Here is a 21,128-nt window from a genome sequence, read left to right as displayed (position 1 = left end):
TACACGACTAGACCGAAGTCTTAGCCGAGGCTGATCTGTACTTCCACACCTGCCGCCAGATCAAGCTTCATCAGCGCATCAACGGTTTTATCCGTTGGCTGGACGATGTCCAGAACGCGCTTATGAGTGCGAATCTCGTACTGGTCACGCGCGTCTTTGTTGACGTGCGGGGAGACCAGAACGGTGAAACGCTCTTTGCGGGTAGGCAGTGGAATTGGACCACGCACTTGTGCACCAGTACGTTTCGCGGTTTCCACGATTTCCTGGGTGGATTGGTCGATCAGGCGATGGTCGAAAGCCTTCAACCTGATTCGGATTTGCTGATTTTGCATTGGATTTCAGACTCCAGGCTGTTCCCAACGGACGCACTACGCCCGCTAAAAGGAGGCGTGATTCTATAGACGCCCCAATTTAGTGTCAACCCAATAAAAAAAACCCCCGCTGAGCGGGGGTTTTTTTCAATCGGTCGAGTGATTACTCGATGATTTTGGCTACGACGCCGGCGCCGACGGTACGACCGCCTTCACGGATAGCGAAGCGCAGACCGTCTTCCATTGCGATGGTCTTGATCAGGGTAACAGTCATCTGAATGTTGTCACCTGGCATTACCATTTCAACGCCTTCCGGCAGTTCGCAGTTACCGGTCACGTCAGTGGTACGGAAGTAGAACTGAGGACGGTAGCCTTTGAAGAACGGAGTGTGACGACCGCCTTCTTCCTTCGACAGGACGTAGACTTCTGCGGTGAACTTGGTGTGCGGCTTGACCGAACCTGGCTTGACCAGAACCTGGCCACGCTCAACGTCGTCACGCTTGGTACCACGCAGCAGAACGCCGCAGTTCTCGCCAGCACGGCCTTCGTCCAGAAGCTTGCGGAACATCTCAACACCGGTGCAGGTGGTGGTGGTGGTGTCACGCAGACCAACGATTTCCAGCGGATCCTGAACGCGGACGATGCCACGCTCGATACGGCCGGTAACAACGGTACCACGACCCGAGATCGAGAATACGTCTTCGATTGGCATCAGGAACGGCTTGTCGATAGCGCGCTCTGGCTCTGGGATGTAGCTGTCCAGAGTTTCAACCAGTTTCTTGACGGCAGTGGTGCCCATCTCGTTGTCGTCTTTGCCTTCCAGGGCCATACGAGCCGAACCGATGATGATCGGGGTGTCGTCGCCTGGGAAGTCGTAGGTGGACAGCAGGTCGCGAACTTCCATCTCGACCAGTTCCAGCAGCTCAGCGTCGTCTACCAGGTCAGCCTTGTTCAGGAAGACCACGATGTACGGAACGCCAACCTGACGGGACAGCAGGATGTGCTCACGGGTTTGTGGCATCGGACCATCGGCGGCCGAGCAAACCAGGATCGCGCCGTCCATCTGGGCAGCACCGGTGATCATGTTCTTCACGTAGTCAGCGTGACCTGGGCAGTCAACGTGAGCGTAGTGACGAATGTTCGAGTTGTACTCGACGTGAGCGGTGTTGATGGTGATACCGCGCGCTTTTTCTTCTGGAGCCGAGTCGATTTTGTCGAACTCTACGACGGCCGAACCGAAAACTTCGGAGCAGACGCGAGTCAGAGCTGCGGTCAGAGTGGTCTTACCGTGGTCAACGTGGCCGATGGTGCCGACGTTAACGTGGGGAAGGGAACGATCAAATTTTTCTTTAGCCACGACAGTGAACTCCTAGCCTAAAGGGGCTGAATCAGCCTTGTTTTTTAATGAGAGCTTCGACGATGTTCGACGGAGCTTCAGCGTATTTCGAGAATTCCATGGAGTAGCTTGCGCGACCCTGAGACATGGAACGAACGTCGGTTGCGTAACCGAACATCTCTCCCAGCGGTACCTCAGCAGTGATTACCTTGCCGGACACCGAGTCTTCATTACCCTGGATCATCCCACGACGACGGCTCAGGTCACCCATCACGTCACCCAGGTAATCTTCCGGGGTTACAACTTCGACCTTCATGATCGGCTCAAGCACCACGCCACCGCCCTTCTGGGCCAGTTGCTTGGTCGCCATCGAAGCGGCGATCTTGAACGCCATTTCGTTGGAGTCGACGTCGTGGTACGAACCGTCGAATACCGTAGCCTTCAGGCCGAGCAGCGGATAACCGGCAACAACGCCGTTCTTCATCTGCTCTTCGATACCCTTCTGGATCGGGGCGATGAATTCCTTAGGAATCACACCACCAACGACTTCGTTGGTGAACACCAGACCTTCGGTGATGTTGCCCTTCTCGTCGACGTCTGGCTCCGAGAAACGGATCCAGCAGTGACCGAACTGACCACGACCACCCGACTGACGAACGAACTTACCTTCGATTTCGACGTTGGACTTGGTGATCTTCTCGCGGTACGAAACCTGCGGCTTGCCGACGTTGCACTCGACGTTGAACTCGCGCTTCATGCGGTCAACGAGAATGTCCAGGTGCAGCTCACCCATACCGGAGATGATGGTCTGGCCGGTTTCTTCGTCGGTCTTGACGCGGAACGACGGGTCTTCCTGGGCCAGCTTGCCCAGTGCGATACCCATCTTCTCCTGGTCAGCCTTGGTCTTCGGCTCTACGGAGAGCGAAATCACCGGCTCAGGGAAGTCCATACGCTCAAGGATGATCGGCTTGTCGGCGTTGCACAGGGTGTCACCGGTGGTGACGTCCTTCATGCCGATCAGAGCAGCGATGTCGCCTGCACGTACTTCCTTGATCTCTTCACGCTGGTTGGCGTGCATCTGAACCATACGACCAACGCGCTCTTTCTTGCCCTTGACCGAGTTGATGACGGAGTCACCGGAGGTCAGGAAGCCCGAGTAAACGCGAACGAAGGTCAGAGTACCAACGAACGGGTCGGTGGCGATCTTGAACGCCAGGGCCGAGAACGGCTCGTTGTCGTCAGCAGGACGCTCGTCGTACTGCTCTGGCGTGACTTCGTCCTTCGGCACGTCGATCAGATCAGGGTGGATACCCTTGATCGCAGGGATCTCGGTTGGCGCAGGCAGGAAATCAATAACGGCGTCGAGAACCAGGGGAACGCCCTTGTTCTTGAACGAGGAACCGCAGACAGCAGGAACGATCTCGCTCGCCAGGGTACGGGCGCGCAGACCAGCCTTGATTTCTTCGACGGACAGGTCACCTTCTTCAAGGTACTTGTTCATCAGCTCTTCGTTGGCCTCGGCAGCAGCCTCGACCATGTTGCTGCGCCATTCGTTGGCCAGGTCCACCAGCTCAGCAGGAATCTCTTCCTCGCGGTAGGTAGTACCTTTGTCGTCGTCGTTCCAGTAGATGGCTTTCATCTTGATCAGGTCAACCTGACCCTGGAAGTCGTCTTCTGCACCGATAGCCAGCTGGACCGGAACCGGGGTGTGACCCAGGCGGTTCTTGATCTGGCCGATAACGCGCAGGAAGTTGGCACCAGCACGGTCCATCTTGTTCACGTAAACAACACGTGGAACACCGTACTTGTTGGCCTGACGCCATACGGTTTCGGACTGCGGCTCAACGCCGGAGGTACCGCAGAACACAACCACCGCGCCGTCGAGTACACGCAGCGAACGCTCTACTTCAATGGTGAAGTCAACGTGGCCGGGGGTATCGATGACGTTTACGCGGTAGTTGTCGTACTGACCACGGGAACCTTTCCAGAAGGTGGTAACGGCAGCGGAGGTAATGGTGATACCGCGCTCCTGCTCCTGCACCATCCAGTCGGTGGTCGCGGCGCCGTCATGCACCTCGCCCATCTTGTGGCTCAGACCTGTGTAGAACAGGATCCGCTCGGTAGTGGTAGTCTTGCCCGCGTCAACGTGGGCACAGATACCGATGTTACGGTAGCGGTTAATTGCTGTAGTACGAGCCATAAAGCCCTCGCAAAATGATTGATGCTTGAATTAGAAGCGGTAGTGCGAGAACGCTTTGTTGGCTTCAGCCATACGGTGCACGTCTTCACGCTTCTTGACTGCAGCACCTTTGCCTTCGGCAGCATCCAGCAGTTCGCCGGCCAGGCGCAGAGCCATCGACTTCTCGCCGCGCTTGCGGGCGTAGTCTACGAGCCAGCGCATTGCCAGAGCGTTACGACGGGATGGACGAACTTCAACCGGAACCTGGTAAGTGGCACCGCCTACACGGCGGGACTTAACTTCGACCAGCGGAGCGATGGCGTCGAGAGCTTTCTCGAAGATTTCCAGGGGGTCGCTGTTCTTGCGTGCTTTGACGGTATCCAGGGCACCGTAAACGATGCGCTCGGCTACGGCCTTCTTGCCGCTTTCCATCACGTGGTTCATGAACTTGGCGAGGATCTGGGATCCGTACTTCGGATCGTCAAGGATCTCACGTTTTGCTGCTACACGACGTCTTGGCATGATAAGCCCTCAAACGGTCTTCAGGTTAGCCCGGGACGTGGGTCTTCGACCCCTGCCCGACCTTACTCTTATCGACTCAAAAAAATGGATGTCTGCAAACGGCCGATTACTTCGGACGCTTGGTACCGTATTTCGAACGACCCTGGTTACGGCCTTTAACGCCCGAAGTATCCAGAGAGCCGCGAACGGTGTGGTAACGAACACCTGGCAAGTCTTTTACACGGCCGCCACGAATCAGGACGACGCTGTGCTCTTGCAGGTTGTGGCCTTCACCACCGATGTACGAGGAAACCTCGAAACCGTTGGTCAGACGCACACGGCATACTTTACGCAGTGCCGAGTTAGGTTTTTTCGGCGTGGTGGTGTACACACGGGTGCACACGCCACGACGCTGCGGGCAGTTCTGCAGCGCAGGAACGTCGGACTTCTCGACCGAACGCTTGCGCGGCTGACGTACCAGCTGGTTGATAGTTGCCATCTACTAGCTCCACTGATTGTCTTGCGACTCTATTGTCTTGCAAGAAAGCCAAAAATTGGCGAGACGGAGCCTCACCAAATTTAAGGGTACAAAAGTCTACGGAGGATCTTGCACCCAGTCAAGACGAGGCCCCGGCCCTCCTCGCCCGATCATCGGCAACATTTCATGTCGCCGAGGGTCGTTCGAGGCTTGCCGAGGCCCTGCCCTGTACTTAGTTACCGCTGGAATTCAGCGCTTCGGTCAGTGCGGCTTCCACCTCACTGGCACTTACGCGCAGCGGTTTGTCGGCATCACGGCGACGCTTGCGCTCGCTGTGGTAGGCCAGACCGGTACCAGCCGGGATCAGACGACCCACGACCACGTTCTCTTTCAGGCCGCGCAGGTAGTCGCGCTTGCCGGTTACCGCCGCTTCGGTCAGTACGCGGGTGGTTTCCTGGAAGGAAGCCGCGGAGATGAACGACTCGGTCGACAGCGAGGCCTTGGTGATACCCAGCAGCACGCGAGTGAACTTGGAGATGAACTTGTCTTCCCCAGCCAGGCGCTCGTTTTCCATCAGCACCTGGGTCAGTTCCATCTGGTCGCCCTTGATGAAGCTGGAATCACCCGACTCGGCGATCTCGACCTTGCGCAGCATCTGACGCAGGATGGTCTCGATGTGCTTGTCGTTGATCTTAACGCCTTGCAGACGGTAAACGTCCTGGATCTCGTTGACGATGTACTTCGCCAGCGCGCTCACACCCAGCAGACGCAGGATGTCGTGCGGATCGCTCGGGCCGTCGGAGATAACTTCGCCGCGGTTTACCTGTTCGCCTTCGAAGACGTTCAGGTGGCGCCACTTCGGAATCAGCTCTTCGTACGGATCACTGCCGTCGGTCGGAGTGATGACCAGACGACGCTTGCCCTTGGTCTCTTTACCGAACGCGATGGTGCCGCTGACTTCAGCCAGAATCGAGGCTTCTTTCGGACGGCGCGCTTCGAACAGGTCGGCAACGCGTGGCAGACCACCGGTGATGTCACGGGTCTTCGACGTTTCTTGCGGGATACGCGCGATAACGTCACCAACACCGATCTGTGCACCGTCAGCTACACCAACCAAGGCGTTAGCTGGCAGGAAGTACTGGGCAGGTACGTCGGTACCTGGCAGGTACAGGTCCTTGCCAGCAGCGTCGACCATCTTGATTGCCGGACGGATTTCCTTGCCTGCGGCAGGGCGATCCTTGACGTCCAGTACTTCAATGTTGGTCAAGCCGGTCAGTTCATCGGTCTGACGCTTGATGGTGATGTTTTCTTCCATGCCCACGAAGGTCACGGTACCTTTCAGCTCGGTAACGATCGGGTGGGTGTGCGGGTCCCACTTGGCGACGATGGCGCCAGCTTCGACCTTGTCACCTTCCTTGACCGAAATCACCGCACCGTATGGCAGCTTGTAACGCTCACGCTCACGACCGAATTCGTCGGCAATGGCCAGCTCGCCCGAACGGGATACGGCAACCAGATTACCGTCGGCACGCTCAACCTGTTTCAGGTTGTGCAGACGCACCATACCGCCGTTCTTCACCTGGACGCTGTCGGCAGCCGAAGTACGGCTTGCAGCACCACCGATGTGGAACGTACGCATGGTCAGCTGGGTACCCGGTTCACCGATCGACTGTGCAGCGATAACGCCGACAGCTTCACCGATGTTCACCTGGTGACCGCGAGCCAGGTCGCGACCGTAGCACTTGGCGCAGATACCGAAGCGGGTTTCGCAGTTGATCGGCGAACGCACGATCACTTCGTCGATGCTGTTCAGCTCGATGAACTCAACCCACTGCTCGTCGACCAGGGTACCGGCCGGAACGATGACGTCCTCGGTGCCTGGCTTGAACACGTCACGGGCGATTACACGGCCCAGTACACGTTCACCCAGCGGCTCTACAACGTCGCCGCCTTCGATGTGCGGAGTCATCAGCAGGCCCTGATCGGTGCCGCAGTCGATCTCGGTCACGACCAAGTCTTGCGCAACGTCTACCAGACGACGAGTCAGGTAACCGGAGTTCGCAGTCTTCAGTGCGGTATCCGCCAGACCCTTACGAGCACCGTGGGTCGAGATGAAGTACTGGAGTACGCTCAGACCTTCACGGAAGTTCGCGGTGATCGGCGTCTCGATGATCGAGCCGTCCGGCTTGGCCATCAGGCCACGCATACCGGCCAGCTGACGGATCTGGGCTGCGGAACCCCGCGCACCCGAGTCTGCCATCATGTACATCGAGTTGAAGGACTCTTGGTCGACTTCGTTGCCTTCGCGGTCGATGACCTTCTCTTTCGAGAGGTTGGCCATCATCGCCTTGGACACTTCGTCGTTCGCCTTCGACCACAAGTCGATGACCTTGTTGTACTTCTCGCCCTGGGTGACCAGGCCGGAGGCGTACTGGCTCTCGATTTCCTTCACTTCGTCGGTAGCGTTACCGATGATGCGGGCCTTCTCGTCCGGGATAACGAAGTCGTTAACACCGATGGAAACGCCGGAAATGGTCGAGTAAGCGAAGCCGGTGTACATCAGCTGGTCAGCGAAGATAACGGTCTCTTTCAGACCAACCACGCGGTAGCACTGGTTGATCAGCTTGGAGATCGCCTTCTTCTTCATCGGCTGGTTCACCACGTCGTACGGCAGGCCTGCCGGTACAACCTGGAACAGCAGCGCACGGCCGACGGTGGTGTCGACGATACGGGTGTTCTTGGTGATGCTGCCATCACGGTCTTTCACGGTTTCGTTGATACGAACCTTGATTTTCGCGTGCAGGGCAGCTTCGCCGGCGCGGAATACGCGGTCGACTTCCTGCAGGTCAGCGAACACGCGACCTTCGCCCTTGGCGTTGATGGCTTCACGGGTCATGTAGTACAGACCCAGTACAACGTCCTGCGACGGAACGATGATTGGCTCACCGTTGGCTGGCGACAGAATGTTGTTGGTCGACATCATCAGCGCGCGCGCTTCGAGCTGGGCTTCCAGGGTCAGCGGCACGTGAACGGCCATCTGGTCACCGTCGAAGTCGGCGTTGTACGCGGCACAGACCAGCGGGTGCAGCTGGATAGCCTTACCTTCGATCAGAACCGGTTCAAAGGCCTGGATACCCAGACGGTGCAGGGTCGGCGCACGGTTGAGCAGTACGGGGTGTTCGCGGATCACCTCGGCGAGCACGTCCCACACCTCAGGCAGCTCGCGCTCGACCATCTTCTTGGCAGCCTTGATGGTGGTCGCCAGACCACGCATTTCCAGCTTGCCGAAAATGAACGGCTTGAACAGCTCGAGGGCCATCTTCTTCGGCAGACCGCACTGGTGCAGACGCAGGGTCGGGCCTACGGTAATTACCGAACGGCCGGAGTAGTCCACACGCTTACCGAGCAAGTTCTGACGGAAGCGACCTTGCTTACCTTTGATCATGTCGGCCAGGGACTTCAGCGGACGCTTGTTCGAGCCAGTGATGGCGCGACCGCGACGGCCGTTGTCCAGCAGGGCGTCGACCGCTTCCTGCAGCATGCGCTTTTCGTTGCGCACGATGATGTCCGGCGCCGACAGATCAAGCAGGCGCTTCAGACGGTTGTTACGGTTGATCACCCGACGATACAGGTCGTTCAGGTCGGAAGTCGCGAAGCGGCCACCATCCAGCGGTACCAGCGGACGCAGGTCCGGCGGCAGCACTGGCAGGACGGTCAGGACCATCCACTCAGGCAGGTTGCCCGAGCCCTGGAAAGCTTCCATCAGCTTCAGGCGCTTGGACAGCTTCTTGATCTTGGTTTCCGAGTTGGTCTGCGGAATCTCTTCGCGCAGGCGACCGATCTCGTGCTCCAGGTCGATAGCGTGCAGCAGCTCGCGGACAGCCTCGGCACCCATGCGGGCATCGAAGTCGTCACCGAACTCTTCCAGCGCTTCGAAATACTGCTCGTCATTCAGCAGCTGACCCTTCTCGAGGGTGGTCATGCCCGGATCGATAACGACATAGCTCTCGAAGTAGAGCACGCGCTCGATATCACGCAGGGTCATGTCCATCAGCAGGCCGATACGGGACGGCAGCGACTTCAGGAACCAGATGTGGGCAACCGGCGAGGCCAGTTCGATGTGCGCCATGCGCTCACGACGAACCTTGGCCAGGGCAACTTCAACGCCGCACTTCTCGCAGATCACACCGCGGTGCTTGAGGCGCTTGTACTTGCCGCACAGGCACTCGTAGTCCTTGACTGGGCCAAAGATCTTGGCGCAGAACAGGCCGTCACGCTCAGGCTTGAACGTACGGTAGTTGATGGTTTCCGGCTTCTTAACTTCACCGAACGACCACGAACGGATCATTTCAGGCGACGCCAGACCGATGCGGATGGCGTCGAACTCTTCGACTTGACCCTGGTTTTTCAGCAAATTCAGTAGGTCTTTCAAGGCCTTTCCTCCTGGCGGAGCAGGGAGCGGGCATTACCTGCCCCACTCCCCTTCGCGTCACGTGTTATTCGGTTTCCAGATCGATATCGATACCGAGCGAACGGATCTCTTTGATCAACACGTTGAAGGACTCGGGCATGCCCGGCTCCATACGGTGATCGCCATCCACGATGTTCTTGTACATCTTGGTACGGCCGTTCACGTCGTCCGACTTCACTGTGAGCATTTCTTGCAGGGTGTATGCCGCGCCGTATGCTTCCAGCGCCCACACTTCCATCTCCCCGAAACGCTGACCACCGAACTGCGCCTTACCACCCAGCGGCTGCTGGGTGACCAGGCTGTAGGAACCAGTGGAACGCGCGTGCATCTTGTCGTCCACCAAGTGGTTCAGCTTGAGCATGTACATGTAACCAACGGTCACAGGACGCTCGAACTTGTTGCCGGTACGGCCGTCGAACAGCACCATCTGGCCGCTTTCTGGCAGGTCTGCCAGTTTCAGCATGGCCTTGATCTCACGCTCCTTGGCACCGTCGAAGACCGGGGTGGCCATTGGCACGCCTTTCTTCAGGTTGTTCGCCAGGGCGAGGATCTCTTCGTCGGTGAATTCTTCCAGGTTCTCCTGACGACCACCGATCTCGTTGTAGATCTCGGTGAGGAAGGTGCGCAGTTCAGCGGCTTTACGCTGCTCTTCGATCATGCGGTCGATCTTCTCGCCCAGACCTTTGGCCGCGAGGCCCAGGTGGGTTTCGAGGATCTGACCGACGTTCATACGCGAAGGTACGCCCAGCGGGTTCAGTACGACGTCGACCGGAGTACCGTTGGCGTCGTGCGGCATGTCTTCTACCGGCATGATCACCGAGACGACACCCTTGTTACCGTGACGACCGGCCATCTTGTCACCCGGCTGGATGCGACGGCGGATTGCCAGGTAGACCTTGACGATCTTCAGTACGCCTGGAGCCAGGTCATCGCCCTGCTGCAGCTTGCGCTTCTTGTCTTCGAACTTGTCATCCAGCAGACGGCGGCGGTCGACGATGTACTGCTGAGCCTTTTCCAGCTGCTCGTTCAGTGCATCTTCGGCCATGCGCAGTTTGAACCACTGGCCGTGCTCCAGACCGTCCAGCACTTCGTCAGTGATCACGGTGCCTTTCTTCAGGCCCGCGCCACCGTCGACCACCTGGCCGTTCAGGGCAGCACGCAGACGCTCGAAGGTTGCACCTTCGACGATGCGGAACTCTTCGTTGAGGTCCTTGCGGATCTCGTCCAGCTGCATCTTCTCGATGGACAGGGCGCGGCTGTCGCGCTCTACGCCATCACGGGTGAAGACCTGTACGTCAATGACGGTACCCTTGGTGCCGGTCGGCACGCGCAGGGAGGTGTCCTTAACGTCGCTGGCCTTCTCACCGAAGATTGCGCGCAGCAGTTTTTCTTCCGGAGTCAGCTGGGTTTCGCCTTTTGGCGTGACCTTGCCGACCAGGATGTCGCCAGCGCCGACTTCAGCACCTACGTAGACGATACCGGCTTCGTCCAGCTTGTTCAGTGCGGCTTCACCCACGTTCGGGATGTCCGCAGTGATTTCCTCTGGGCCAAGCTTGGTGTCACGCGCCACACAGGTCAGTTCCTGGATGTGGATGGTGGTGAAGCGGTCTTCCTGAACCACACGCTCGGACAGGCAGATGGAGTCTTCGAAGTTGAAGCCGTTCCACGCCATGAACGCGATGCGCATGTTCTGACCCAGTGCCAGTTCACCCATGTCGGTGGACGGGCCGTCGGCCATGATGTCGCTGCGCTGAACCTTGTCACCCTTGCTCACCAGCGGACGCTGGTTGATGCAGGTGTTCTGGTTAGAACGGGTGTACTTGGTCAGGTTGTAGATATCTACACCGGCTTCACCGGTCTCGACTTCGTCGTCATTGACGCGAACGACGATACGGCTGGCGTCGACCGAGTCGATCACACCACCGCGGCGAGCAACCACGCAAACACCGGAGTCACGGGCAACGTTGCGCTCCATGCCGGTACCTACCAGCGGCTTGTCGGCACGCAGGGTTGGTACAGCCTGACGCTGCATGTTCGAACCCATCAACGCACGGTTGGCGTCGTCGTGCTCGAGGAACGGAATCAGCGACGCCGCAACAGAAACAACCTGCTTCGGCGAAACATCCATCAGGGTGACGTCTTCCGGCGCCTTGACGGTGAATTCGTTCAGGTGACGAACCGCTACCAGTTCATCGATCAGCTGCTTCTTCTCGTTCATCGCGGCCGAAGCCTGAGCGATCACGTGATCCGCTTCTTCGATGGCCGACAGGAACACGATGTCATCGCTGACCACGCCTTCCTTCACCACGCGGTACGGGCTTTCCAGGAAGCCGTACTGGTTGGTGCGGGCATAGGCTGCCAGGGAGTTGATCAGACCGATGTTCGGACCTTCTGGGGTCTCGATCGGGCACACGCGGCCGTAGTGGGTCGGGTGTACGTCACGGACTTCGAAGCCTGCGCGCTCACGGGTCAGACCGCCAGGGCCGAGTGCGGAAACGCGGCGCTTGTGGGTGATCTCGGAGAGCGGGTTGTTCTGGTCCATGAACTGCGAGAGCTGGCTGGAACCGAAGAACTCTTTCACCGCCGCCGCTACCGGCTTGGCGTTGATCAGGTCTTGCGGCATCAGGCCTTCGCTTTCGGCCATCGACAGACGTTCCTTGACCGCACGCTCAACACGCACCAGGCCAACGCGGAACTGGTTTTCGGCCATCTCGCCGACGCAACGAACGCGACGGTTACCCAGGTGGTCGATGTCGTCGACGATGCCTTTGCCGTTACGGATATCAACCAGGGTCTTCAGAACCTCGACGATATCTTCCTTGCTCAGCACGCCCGAACCTTCGATCTCGGTACGACCGATACGACGGTTGAACTTCATGCGGCCAACGGCGGACAGGTCGTAACGCTCGGCGCTGAAGAACAGGTTGTTGAACAGGGTCTCGGCAGCATCCTTGGTCGGCGGCTCGCCTGGACGCATCATGCGATAGATCTCGACCAGGGCTTCCAGCTGGTTGCTGGTGGTGTCGATCTTCAGGGTATCCGAGATGAACGGACCGCAGTCGATGTCGTTGGTGTACAGGGTCTCGATGCGGACAACCTGAGCCTTGGCGATCTTGATCAGCAGATCGGTAGTCAGCTCGGTGTTGCACTCGGCCAGGATTTCGCCGGTGGCCGGGTGAACGATGGCCTTGGCGGTGGTGCGACCGAGGACGTATTCCATCGGCACGTCCAGCTGGCTGACACCAGCCTTCTCGAGCTGATTGACGTGACGCGCAGTAATACGGCGGCCCTGCTCGACAATCACCTTGCCGCTTTCGTCATGGATGTCCATGACCGCGACTTCACCACGCAGACGCTGAGGCACCAGTTCCAGGCTGAGTTTTTCGCCGGAAATATGGAATACGTTGGTGGTGTAGAAGGTGTTGAGCACTTCTTCCGTGCTGTAACCCAGCGCGCGCAGCAGCACCGAGGCCGGCAGCTTGCGGCGACGGTCGATACGCACGAACACGCAGTCTTTCGGGTCGAACTCGAAGTCCAGCCACGAACCGCGGTAAGGGATGATACGAGCGGAGTACAGCAGCTTGCCGGAGCTGTGCGTCTTGCCACGGTCGTGGTCGAAGAACACACCAGGCGAACGGTGCAGCTGGGAAACGATTACTCGTTCGGTACCGTTGATAACGAAGGTACCGTTCTCAGTCATCAGGGGGATTTCACCCATGTAGACTTCTTGCTCTTTGATGTCCTTGATCGCTTTGTTCGACGATTCCTTGTCGAAGATGATCAGGCGCACCTTGACCCGCAGTGGGACCGCGAAGGTCACGCCACGCAGGACACATTCCTTCACATCGAAGGCGGGATCGCCCAGGCGGTAGCCTACGTACTCCAGGGCAGCATTGCCGGAGTAGCTGATGATCGGGAATACCGACTTGAAGGCCGCGTGCAGGCCGACGTCACGGAACTGATCCTTGGATGCTCCCGCTTGCAGGAATTCGCGATACGAATCCAGCTGGATGGCCAGAAGATATGGCACATCCATGACGTCCGGCAACTTGCTAAAGTCCTTGCGGATACGTTTTTTCTCAGTGTATGAGTAAGCCATCAGCGTTCCCCAGCTTGGTCACCTGCTTGTTTGGCTTCTCCCGGCGGGAGCAGCCAGAAAATCGTGCAAACCCCTTGGTTTGCGCACCCACATGGGTGTCTTGCAGCGTGTTATCGGGGCCGGCTTGACCAGCCACCAATAACGGAAAAAGGCCGGTGGCATAAGCCACCAGCCATCAGCCTTTCGCTCAACGCTCAGGCTGGCATCGCAAAGTCGAAATTACTTCAGCTCGACTTTAGCGCCTGCTTCTTCCAGCTTCTTCTTAGCGTCTTCAGCGGCTTCTTTCGAAACGCCTTCAGCTACAACCTGAGGAGCGCCATCGACTTTCTCTTTGGCTTCTTTCAGGCCCAGACCGGTCAGTTCGCGAACGGCTTTGATCACGTTCACTTTCTTGTCGCCGGCTTCAACCAGAACAACGTTGAACTCGGTCTGCTCTTCAACAACGGCAGCAGCAGCAGCTGGGCCAGCAGCGGCAACAGCAGCGGTAACGCCGAAGGTTTCTTCCATAGCTTTGATCAGCTCAACAACTTCCAGAACGGTTTTCTGGCCGATTGCTTCGATGATTTGTTCGTTAGTCAGAGACATGACTTAAATCCTGTATTGGGGTGACAGCCTACGCAGCCATCAAATTAAACGTATGATTTTGAAAGAATTCGCGTGCCTTAGGCAGCGGTAGCTTCTTTCTGGTCGCGAATGGCTGCCAGAGTACGAGCCAGCTTGCTGGTGGCGCCTTGAATAACGCTCATCAGTCGTGCAATAGCTTCGTCGCGGGTCGGCAGGGTAGCCAACACGTCGATCTGGTTCGCTGCAATGAAATTGCCGTCAAACGCAGCTGCCTTGATCTCGAACTTGTCGTGACCCTTGGCGAACTCTTTGAACAGACGAGCAGCAGCGCCCGGGTGTTCGTTGGAGAAAGCAATCAGGGTCGGGCCTTTGAACGCGTCGTTGAGGATCGAAAATTCGGTGCCTTCAACAGCGCGCTTGAGCAGGGTGTTACGTACGACACGTACGTATACGCCTGCTTCGCGGGCCTCTTTACGGAGTCCGGTCATTGCGCTTACAGTCACACCACGGGCATCGGCCACGACAGCGGACAGAGCGACTTTGGCAGCCTCGTTGACTTCAGCGACGATGGCCTTCTTGTCTTCGAGTTTAATTGCCACGGGTTTACTCCTGGTTTTTACCGTTTCATCTGGCCGAAGCCGGATGTCGTTTTGGTGTCTGATTCGGTAAACGAATCGGGAGCACCATCTGCGTGGGCTGGAGTTTTAAGGCTTGCGCCGCCTACGGTCTTGGATAGCCCCCGCCAGGCAGGGACCCCAATTTTTGCAGGTGGCGCGACAGGTCGCGCCACCAAGTTCTTACACGTTCAGCGAGCTCTGATCGATGATCAGACCTGGGCCCATGGTGGTGCTCAGGGTAACGCGCTTGACGTAGATACCTTTCGAAGAAGCCGGCTTGATACGCTTCAGATCAGCGATCAGGGCCTCAACGTTTTCCTTCAGCTTGTCAGCTTCGAAGCCGATTTTGCCAACGGAGGTGTGGATGATACCGTTTTTGTCGGTACGGTAGCGAACCTGACCAGCCTTGGCGTTTTTCACGGCAGTGGCTACGTCTGGAGTCACGGTACCAACTTTCGGGTTAGGCATCAGGCCGCGAGGACCCAGAACCTGACCCAGCTGACCCACAACGCGCATGGCATCAGGCGATGCGATGACGACGTCATAGTTCAGGTCGCCGCCTTTCATTTCGGCAGCCAGATCGTCCATACCTACGCGGTCAGCGCCGGCAGCCAGAGCGGCTTCAGCAGCTGGACCCTGGGTGAAGACAGCAACACGTACGGTCTTGCCAGTGCCGTGTGGCAGCACGGTAGCGCTACGAACGACCTGGTCGGATTTACGCGGGTCAACACCGAGGTTAACGGCGATGTCGTAGGATTCTACGAATTTGGCAGCCGGCAGCGAAGCGAGCAGGGTTGCGGCTTCTTCGAAGTTGTAGGCCTTGCCTGCTTCGATTTTCTCGGCGATTGCCTTTTGGCGCTTGGTCAGCTTAGCCATTACACACCCTCCACGTTCAGGCCCATGCTGCGGGCAGAGCCAGCGATGGTGCGTACAGCTGCGTCCAGGTCAGCGGCGGTCAGATCAGCCTGTTTAGCTTTGGCGATATCTTCCAGCTGAGCACGGGTAACGGTACCGACTTTAACGGTGTTCGGGCGAGCCGAACCACTGGTCAGGCCAGCAGCTTTCTTCAGCAGAACCGAGGCAGGGGTGCTCTTGGTCTCGAAGGTGAAGCTACGGTCGCTGTAGACAGTGATGATCACTGGAGTCGGCAGGCCGGCTTCTTGACCCTGAGTACGGGCGTTGAAGGCCTTGCAGAACTCCATGATGTTCACACCGTGTTGGCCCAGAGCTGGACCGACGGGTGGGCTTGGGTTGGCCTGGCCGGCCTTAACTTGCAGCTTGATGTAAGCCTGAATCTTCTTAGCCATGAGCTACTCCAAAATCGGGTACGAACGCCTATTGGCTCCCCGGATGACTTGCGTTTTATCCCAGTGACGACAAAACCCCGCAGCACACAGGGCTGCGGGGTATGGGATGCTTCGTCCGCCTAGACCTTTTCGACCTGGCTGAACTCGAGCTCCACCGGAGTGGAGCGACCGAAAATGAGCACTGCAACCTGAAGGCGGCTCTTTTCGTAGTTAACCTCTTCGACACTACCATTGAAGTCAGCGAACGGACCGTCAATGACTCGAACCACTTCACCCGGCTCGAACAGCGTCTTCGGCTTCGGTTTGTCACTACCGTCGGCAACGCGACGCAGGATAGCCTCAGCTTCTTTATCGGTAATTGGAGCAGGTTTGTCTGCAGTACCACCGATAAAGCCCATCACACGAGGGGTGTCCTTGACCAAGTGCCAAGTCCCTTCGTTCATCTCCATCTGGACCAGTACATAGCCAGGGAAGAATTTGCGCTCACTTTTGCGCTTCTGGCCGTTGCGCATTTCAACGACTTCTTCGGTCGGGACCAGAATCTCGCCGAAACCGTCTTCCATGCCAGCCAGCTTCACACGCTCGATCAGGGAGCGCATTACATGCTTCTCGTAACCCGAGTAAGCATGCACAACATACCAACGCTTAGCCACGGGACACCTTTAGCCAACGATCAGGGAGACCGCCCAGCCGAGCAGGGAATCAAGACCCCACAGCAGCAGTGCCATAACCAGCACGACAGCCACGACAATCAGCGTGGTCTGGGTGGTTTCCTGGCGGGTCGGCCACACGACTTTACGGATCTCGGTACGAGCTTCCTTCGCCAACGCAAAGAACGACTTACCCTTCGCAGTCTGCAGAGCAACAAAGCCTGCGCCAGCAGCCAGGGCGAGAAGTGCAAGGACGCGGTACAGGATCGGAGAGGCGGAGTAATACTGATTACCCACAACGCCAACAACCACCAAAGCCACTACAGCCAGCCACTTGAACAGATCAAAACGCGATTCTTGGGCTTCAGTTTTGGGGGTCATCGAGGAGGATCCTGTAAGAAGAAAGCCATCACACCGAGGTGAAATGGCAGGTCAGGAGGGAATCGAACCCCCAACCTACGGTTTTGGAGACCGTCGCTCTGCCAATTGAGCTACTGACCTGTAACGCTGTATCAGGCCGGCCATTATACCGGCCTGATCAAGTAAATCAACTACTTATTCAATAATTTTTGCTACGACGCCGGCGCCGACGGTACGACCGCCTTCACGGATAGCGAAGCGCAGACCGTCTTCCATTGCGATGGTCTTGATCAGGGTAACAGTCATCTGAATGTTGTCACCTGGCATTACCATTTCAACGCCTTCCGGCAGTTCGCAGTTACCGGTCACGTCAGTGGTACGGAAGTAGAACTGAGGACGGTAGCCTTTGAAGAACGGAGTGTGACGACCGCCTTCTTCCTTCGACAGGACGTAGACTTCTGCGGTGAACTTGGTGTGCGGCTTGACCGAACCTGGCTTGACCAGAACCTGGCCACGCTCAACGTCGTCACGCTTGGTACCACGCAGCAGAACGCCGCAGTTCTCGCCAGCACGGCCTTCGTCCAGAAGCTTGCGGAACATCTCAACACCGGTGCAGGTGGTGGTGGTGGTGTCACGCAGACCAACGATTTCCAGCGGATCCTGAACGCGGACGATGCCACGCTCGATACGGCCGGTAACAACGGTACCACGACCCGAGATCGAGAATACGTCTTCGATTGGCATCAGGAACGGCTTGTCGATAGCGCGCTCTGGCTCTGGGATGTAGCTGTCCAGAGTTTCAACCAGTTTCTTGACGGCAGTGGTGCCCATCTCGTTGTCGTCTTTGCCTTCCAGGGCCATACGAGCCGAACCGATGATGATCGGGGTGTCGTCGCCTGGGAAGTCGTAGGTGGACAGCAGGTCGCGAACTTCCATCTCGACCAGTTCCAGCAGCTCAGCGTCGTCTACCAGGTCAGCCTTGTTCAGGAAGACCACGATGTACGGAACGCCAACCTGACGGGACAGCAGGATGTGCTCACGGGTTTGTGGCATCGGACCATCGGCGGCCGAGCAAACCAGGATCGCGCCGTCCATCTGGGCAGCACCGGTGATCATGTTCTTCACGTAGTCAGCGTGACCTGGGCAGTCAACGTGAGCGTAGTGACGAATGTTCGAGTTGTACTCGACGTGAGCGGTGTTGATGGTGATACCGCGCGCTTTTTCTTCTGGAGCCGAGTCGATTTTGTCGAACTCTACGACGGCCGAACCGAAAACTTCGGAGCAGACGCGAGTCAGAGCTGCGGTCAGAGTGGTCTTACCGTGGTCAACGTGGCCGATAGTGCCGACGTTAACGTGGGGAAGGGAACGATCAAACTTTTCCTTAGCCATCGATACAATCCTCCGCAGAAGAAAATAGTCTTACGCTGATAAAACAAAGGCAGATATTTTCATATCTGCCTTGTTTATATGGAGCTCTTGAGCGGACTTGAACCGCTGACCTCACCCTTACCAAGGGTGTGCTCTACCAACTGAGCTACAAGAGCGAAACACTTTGCGCAAAATCCTGCAAACTTGGAGCGGGTAGCGGGAATCGAACCCGCATCATCAGCTTGGAAGGCTGAGGTTCTACCACTAAACTATACCCGCGGAGCTTGCGGCTCTCGCTAAAACTGGTGGAGGGAGAAGGATTCGAACCTTCGAAGCTCTCGCAACGGATTTACAGTCCGTCCCCTTTGACCGCTCGGGAATCCCTCCAGATGTGGCCGGCATTCTATGTGTCTGCCGTCCTAGTGTCAAGCGTTTTTTCAAATTTTTTCAATCAAATCTGAAACTTAGCTGCTTTGACACTCGCTCCCAGTTCTGCCACCTGAGTGGTGTTCCCTGTGAAGCGGGCGCCATTCTATCAAGCTATTCGCCAGTTGCAATACCCTGGCAGAAAATAATTTTACGTTTTAAGTCTTTGAAATCGTTGGAAAGAGTATCGAGGACGGTTTGGTCCAGTAAACGCTCGCTTTCCGGGGAAATCTTGAGCCAGAAACCTTCGGCTCCGGGCAGCTGGCCAGACACCGGCGCAGCATTGATATCCAGGCTCAGCAGGCGTTGCCGAAGTGCATCGAGCTGATCCCGAGCCACCAGACCACCTACCACCAGGCATTCATCACGTCGCCGGACCGGTGCGGATGCCCCCGTCTCCTTGAGCAGGCGGATTTCTTGCTGATTACCTTTGTACAACGACAACGGCGCGACGTCCTTAGCCTTCAGCGGGGCTTCCTGTTGGTGCCAGACGTAATAGAAGACGTTTAGCACCAGTAGCAGCAGAAACAACCAACGCATAAGCACCTCAGTCCAGTGGACAGGCCATGGCCAGGCCGACAAATACCAGGTCAGGGACTACCCTGCCCTGCGGCGCCGCCTCTCGCACCAGCGGCGCATCCCCACCCGTCAGGAACACCGTGAAGTCTTCACCCCACAAGGCCCGCGCCTGCTCGAGTTGAGTGCGGGCAAAACCCTGCAGCATCAACACACAACCGCGCTCTACGGCTTCTACAGTGGAGCGCCCTGGCGCAAGGCTGCTCAATGCGCGCTCGGCGGAAGCGTCGTCATAGCGTATACGACGGGTGTGCGTGCGCAGCTGGCTACGCATCAGCGGCATGCCCGGACAGATGTAGCCGCCCAGGTGCTCGCCATCGGCTGAGACGAAATCCGCCTTGGCTGCAGTGCCCAGGTCAATGACCAGGCATGCGCCCTTGGCGAGATGGAACGCACCCAATGCCGCCAGCCATCGATCCATGCCGAGGCGCTGGTAGTCGTCATAACCATTACGCACACCCGCCATTTCCTGCGCAGGTTCAGCAACACGGGCAACGACTGCAAAAGCCTTGGCAATGAGCGCACAGAGGGCCGCGGTTTCATCCTCGCTGCGCACACTGACAATTCGGCAGCCCGTAAGCCGCAATGATGGGAGTGCCGCAACCTCGTCTACCAGTGCCTGATCAGAATCGACGATACCACCACCTACAATGGTGGCGTCGGCAGCGTGAATGACACGCCACTTGATGAAGCTGTTACCGCAATCGAGCTCAAGAATCATCACGCAACCTCAAACTGAGCTCACCACCACTGAAGCTCTTCTCCACACCGTCGACCTCAAGGCGCAATCCACCCTGCCCGTCCACGCCCAGCACCACACCATCGATATGGGTGGTACCCGCAATGAGAGACACTTTACGCCCCTGCCAGAGATGCGCCTGCTCCCACTCTTCCTGGAACGCCGCAAAACCGTAGCGCCGATGACGGGCCAATTCATGTTGCAGCTGCTGACTGAGCATGGCCACCAAGCGGTTGCGATCTATTGTCACGCCGATCTCACGCCGCATCGAGGTCCACTGCTGATCGACCTGCTCATTGACCTGCATGTTCACATTGATGCCTATGCCGAGCACGACATGACAGACATCTGCGGGATCACCCACAAGCTCAAGGAGAATACCGGTGATCTTCTGCCCGCGAACCAGGACATCGTTGGGCCACTTCAACCCTACGTCCTTTACGCCAAACCCCTGCAGCGTACGCATCACGGCCAACCCGACCACCAGACTCAGGCCCTCCAGCTGACGCATGCCACCATCGACACGCAAGACCAGGCTGTAATAGAGGTTTTCTGCAAATGGACTTACCCACATGCGACCGCGTCGACCACGCCCGGCACTCTGGCGCTCAGCCAGGACCAGAAATGGCGCTGATTGCCCTTCGCCGGCAAGGCGCAAGGCTTCGGCATTGGTCGAATCGATGGTTTCATGGATGAAAACGGGCCAGCGCTCACCGTCGGCGAGCTCTGCAATCGCCTGCGCATCGAGCAAGCTCAGGGGCGCGGCCAGCTGATAGCCACGCCCACGAACTTTATGAATGGTGAGGTTCAACTCACTTTCCAGGTGTTGCAGCTGCTTCCAAACGGCGCTGCGACTCACCCCGAGGGCTGCCCCCAAGGCTTCTCCGGAATGGAACCGGCCATCCTTGAGGAGATTCAACAACTTCAGCATGCCAGTCTCGACTTGGAATAAGGCTGGCATGATAGCTAGGGGTCGTTGGCTTGCATAGGAAAAGGGCTGCGCACAGCCGCCACAAGTGCCCTATATTTCGGGCAGAAAGACAAAACCCCTACCTGCATGCGCAGATAGGGGTTTTGCGAAATGAATCTTGACGATGACCTACTCTCACATGGGGAAACCCCACACTACCATCGGCGATGCATCGT

The 21,128-nt window shown here is 57.5% G+C and carries 17 protein-coding genes and 4 tRNA genes; all 21 read right to left on the bottom strand.

The genetic code is table 11. The annotated features are described in order from the left end of the window. Nucleotides 1–20: 20 nt before the first annotated feature. Nucleotides 21–332, bottom strand: a complete 312-nt coding sequence (rpsJ, locus tag ABE528_RS23740; protein WP_003186070.1) for a 30S ribosomal protein S10 — start codon at nucleotides 330–332, stop codon at nucleotides 21–23. A gap of 142 nt (nucleotides 333–474) precedes the next feature. Then, a complete protein-coding gene (gene tuf, locus ABE528_RS23735) occupies nucleotides 475–1,668 on the bottom strand; it encodes an elongation factor Tu (RefSeq protein WP_028614144.1) in 1,194 nt (397 codons plus the stop codon). Nucleotides 1,669–1,699: 31 nt separating this feature from the next. Beyond that, nucleotides 1,700–3,847 (bottom strand): elongation factor G, encoded by a 2,148-nt coding sequence (fusA, locus tag ABE528_RS23730; RefSeq protein WP_152959302.1) that lies wholly within the window; start codon nucleotides 3,845–3,847, stop codon nucleotides 1,700–1,702. 30 nt (nucleotides 3,848–3,877) lie between these two features. Then, nucleotides 3,878–4,348, bottom strand: coding sequence for a 30S ribosomal protein S7 (rpsG, locus tag ABE528_RS23725; RefSeq protein WP_003246741.1), 471 nt, complete (start codon nucleotides 4,346–4,348; stop codon nucleotides 3,878–3,880). A 106-nt stretch (nucleotides 4,349–4,454) separates the two neighbouring features. Further along, nucleotides 4,455–4,826: a 30S ribosomal protein S12 gene (gene rpsL / locus ABE528_RS23720; RefSeq protein WP_003255492.1), complete on the bottom strand. Its 372-nt coding sequence runs from the start codon at nucleotides 4,824–4,826 to the stop codon at nucleotides 4,455–4,457. A gap of 211 nt (nucleotides 4,827–5,037) precedes the next feature. Beyond that, on the bottom strand, nucleotides 5,038–9,237 hold the full coding sequence (rpoC, locus tag ABE528_RS23715) for a DNA-directed RNA polymerase subunit beta' (RefSeq protein WP_152959301.1): 4,200 nt from the start codon (nucleotides 9,235–9,237) through the stop codon (nucleotides 5,038–5,040). 64 nt (nucleotides 9,238–9,301) lie between these two features. Next, nucleotides 9,302–13,375, bottom strand: coding sequence for a DNA-directed RNA polymerase subunit beta (rpoB, locus tag ABE528_RS23710; protein WP_152959300.1), 4,074 nt, complete (start codon nucleotides 13,373–13,375; stop codon nucleotides 9,302–9,304). Between the two features lie 219 nt (nucleotides 13,376–13,594). Next, nucleotides 13,595–13,960, bottom strand: a complete 366-nt coding sequence (gene rplL, locus ABE528_RS23705; RefSeq protein ID WP_003255496.1) for a 50S ribosomal protein L7/L12 — start codon at nucleotides 13,958–13,960, stop codon at nucleotides 13,595–13,597. A 77-nt stretch (nucleotides 13,961–14,037) separates the two neighbouring features. Next, entirely contained in the window at nucleotides 14,038–14,538 is a 501-nt protein-coding gene (rplJ, locus tag ABE528_RS23700; RefSeq protein ID WP_346654217.1) for a 50S ribosomal protein L10, read from the bottom strand. Between the two features lie 198 nt (nucleotides 14,539–14,736). Beyond that, on the bottom strand, nucleotides 14,737–15,432 hold the full coding sequence (gene rplA / locus ABE528_RS23695; protein ID WP_054893557.1) for a 50S ribosomal protein L1: 696 nt from the start codon (nucleotides 15,430–15,432) through the stop codon (nucleotides 14,737–14,739). Then, the gene (gene rplK / locus ABE528_RS23690; protein WP_003255500.1) at nucleotides 15,432–15,863 is read right to left on the bottom strand and encodes a 50S ribosomal protein L11; all 432 of its coding nucleotides are present in this window, start codon (nucleotides 15,861–15,863) and stop codon (nucleotides 15,432–15,434) included. The genes rplA and rplK overlap by 1 nt, the downstream gene beginning before the upstream one ends. Nucleotides 15,864–15,982: 119 nt before the next feature. Beyond that, nucleotides 15,983–16,516: a transcription termination/antitermination protein NusG gene (gene nusG, locus ABE528_RS23685; protein ID WP_003255501.1), complete on the bottom strand. Its 534-nt coding sequence runs from the start codon at nucleotides 16,514–16,516 to the stop codon at nucleotides 15,983–15,985. Nucleotides 16,517–16,525: 9 nt separating this feature from the next. Next, nucleotides 16,526–16,894, bottom strand: coding sequence for a preprotein translocase subunit SecE (gene secE / locus ABE528_RS23680; RefSeq protein WP_152959299.1), 369 nt, complete (start codon nucleotides 16,892–16,894; stop codon nucleotides 16,526–16,528). 44 nt (nucleotides 16,895–16,938) lie between these two features. Continuing rightward, nucleotides 16,939–17,014, bottom strand: a tRNA-Trp gene (locus ABE528_RS23675). Nucleotides 17,015–17,068: 54 nt separating this feature from the next. Next, nucleotides 17,069–18,262 carry an elongation factor Tu gene (gene tuf / locus ABE528_RS23670; protein ID WP_028614144.1) on the bottom strand — a complete coding sequence of 398 codons (1,194 nt, stop codon included), beginning with the start codon at nucleotides 18,260–18,262 and terminating at the stop codon, nucleotides 17,069–17,071. Between the two features lie 79 nt (nucleotides 18,263–18,341). Then, nucleotides 18,342–18,417 (bottom strand) — tRNA-Thr (locus ABE528_RS23665). A gap of 29 nt (nucleotides 18,418–18,446) precedes the next feature. Further along, nucleotides 18,447–18,520 (bottom strand) — tRNA-Gly (locus ABE528_RS23660). Between the two features lie 24 nt (nucleotides 18,521–18,544). Continuing rightward, nucleotides 18,545–18,628 (bottom strand) — tRNA-Tyr (locus tag ABE528_RS23655). A 153-nt stretch (nucleotides 18,629–18,781) separates the two neighbouring features. Further along, a complete protein-coding gene (locus ABE528_RS23650; RefSeq protein WP_346654216.1) occupies nucleotides 18,782–19,207 on the bottom strand; it encodes a hypothetical protein in 426 nt (141 codons plus the stop codon). Nucleotides 19,208–19,214: 7 nt separating this feature from the next. Next, entirely contained in the window at nucleotides 19,215–19,964 is a 750-nt protein-coding gene (locus ABE528_RS23645; protein ID WP_346654215.1) for a pantothenate kinase, read from the bottom strand. Further along, on the bottom strand, nucleotides 19,954–20,913 hold the full coding sequence (gene birA / locus ABE528_RS23640; protein WP_346654214.1) for a bifunctional biotin--[acetyl-CoA-carboxylase] ligase/biotin operon repressor BirA: 960 nt from the start codon (nucleotides 20,911–20,913) through the stop codon (nucleotides 19,954–19,956). The genes ABE528_RS23645 and birA overlap by 11 nt, the downstream gene beginning before the upstream one ends. Nucleotides 20,914–21,128 lie beyond the last annotated feature (215 nt).

Origin of the sequence: Pseudomonas sp. TWI628 (assembly GCF_039673865.1) — a bacterium.
In the GTDB taxonomy this organism is placed as follows: domain Bacteria; phylum Pseudomonadota; class Gammaproteobacteria; order Pseudomonadales; family Pseudomonadaceae; genus Aquipseudomonas.
This window is presented reverse-complemented; position numbering and strand designations above follow the sequence as displayed.

Excerpts from the sequence above, each read along its gene's own strand:
- rplK (WP_003255500.1), bottom strand. The coding sequence starts at position 15,863 with ATGGCTAAGAAGATTCAGGCTTACATCAAGCTGCAAGTTAAGGCCGGC.
- ABE528_RS23645 (WP_346654215.1), bottom strand. The coding sequence starts at position 19,964 with ATGATTCTTGAGCTCGATTGCGGTAACAGCTTCATCAAGTGGCGTGTC.
- fusA (WP_152959302.1), bottom strand. The coding sequence starts at position 3,847 with ATGGCTCGTACTACAGCAATTAACCGCTACCGTAACATCGGTATCTGT.
- secE (WP_152959299.1), bottom strand. The coding sequence starts at position 16,894 with ATGACCCCCAAAACTGAAGCCCAAGAATCGCGTTTTGATCTGTTCAAG.
- rpsJ (WP_003186070.1), bottom strand. The coding sequence starts at position 332 with ATGCAAAATCAGCAAATCCGAATCAGGTTGAAGGCTTTCGACCATCGC.
- rplA (WP_054893557.1), bottom strand. The coding sequence starts at position 15,432 with ATGGCTAAGCTGACCAAGCGCCAAAAGGCAATCGCCGAGAAAATCGAA.
- rpsG (WP_003246741.1), bottom strand. The coding sequence starts at position 4,348 with ATGCCAAGACGTCGTGTAGCAGCAAAACGTGAGATCCTTGACGATCCG.
- rplL (WP_003255496.1), bottom strand. The coding sequence starts at position 13,960 with ATGTCTCTGACTAACGAACAAATCATCGAAGCAATCGGCCAGAAAACC.
- birA (WP_346654214.1), bottom strand. The coding sequence starts at position 20,913 with ATGCTGAAGTTGTTGAATCTCCTCAAGGATGGCCGGTTCCATTCCGGA.
- rpoB (WP_152959300.1), bottom strand. The coding sequence starts at position 13,375 with ATGGCTTACTCATACACTGAGAAAAAACGTATCCGCAAGGACTTTAGC.
- tuf (WP_028614144.1), bottom strand. The coding sequence starts at position 18,262 with ATGGCTAAGGAAAAGTTTGATCGTTCCCTTCCCCACGTTAACGTCGGC.
- rpsL (WP_003255492.1), bottom strand. The coding sequence starts at position 4,826 with ATGGCAACTATCAACCAGCTGGTACGTCAGCCGCGCAAGCGTTCGGTC.
- ABE528_RS23650 (WP_346654216.1), bottom strand. The coding sequence starts at position 19,207 with ATGCGTTGGTTGTTTCTGCTGCTACTGGTGCTAAACGTCTTCTATTAC.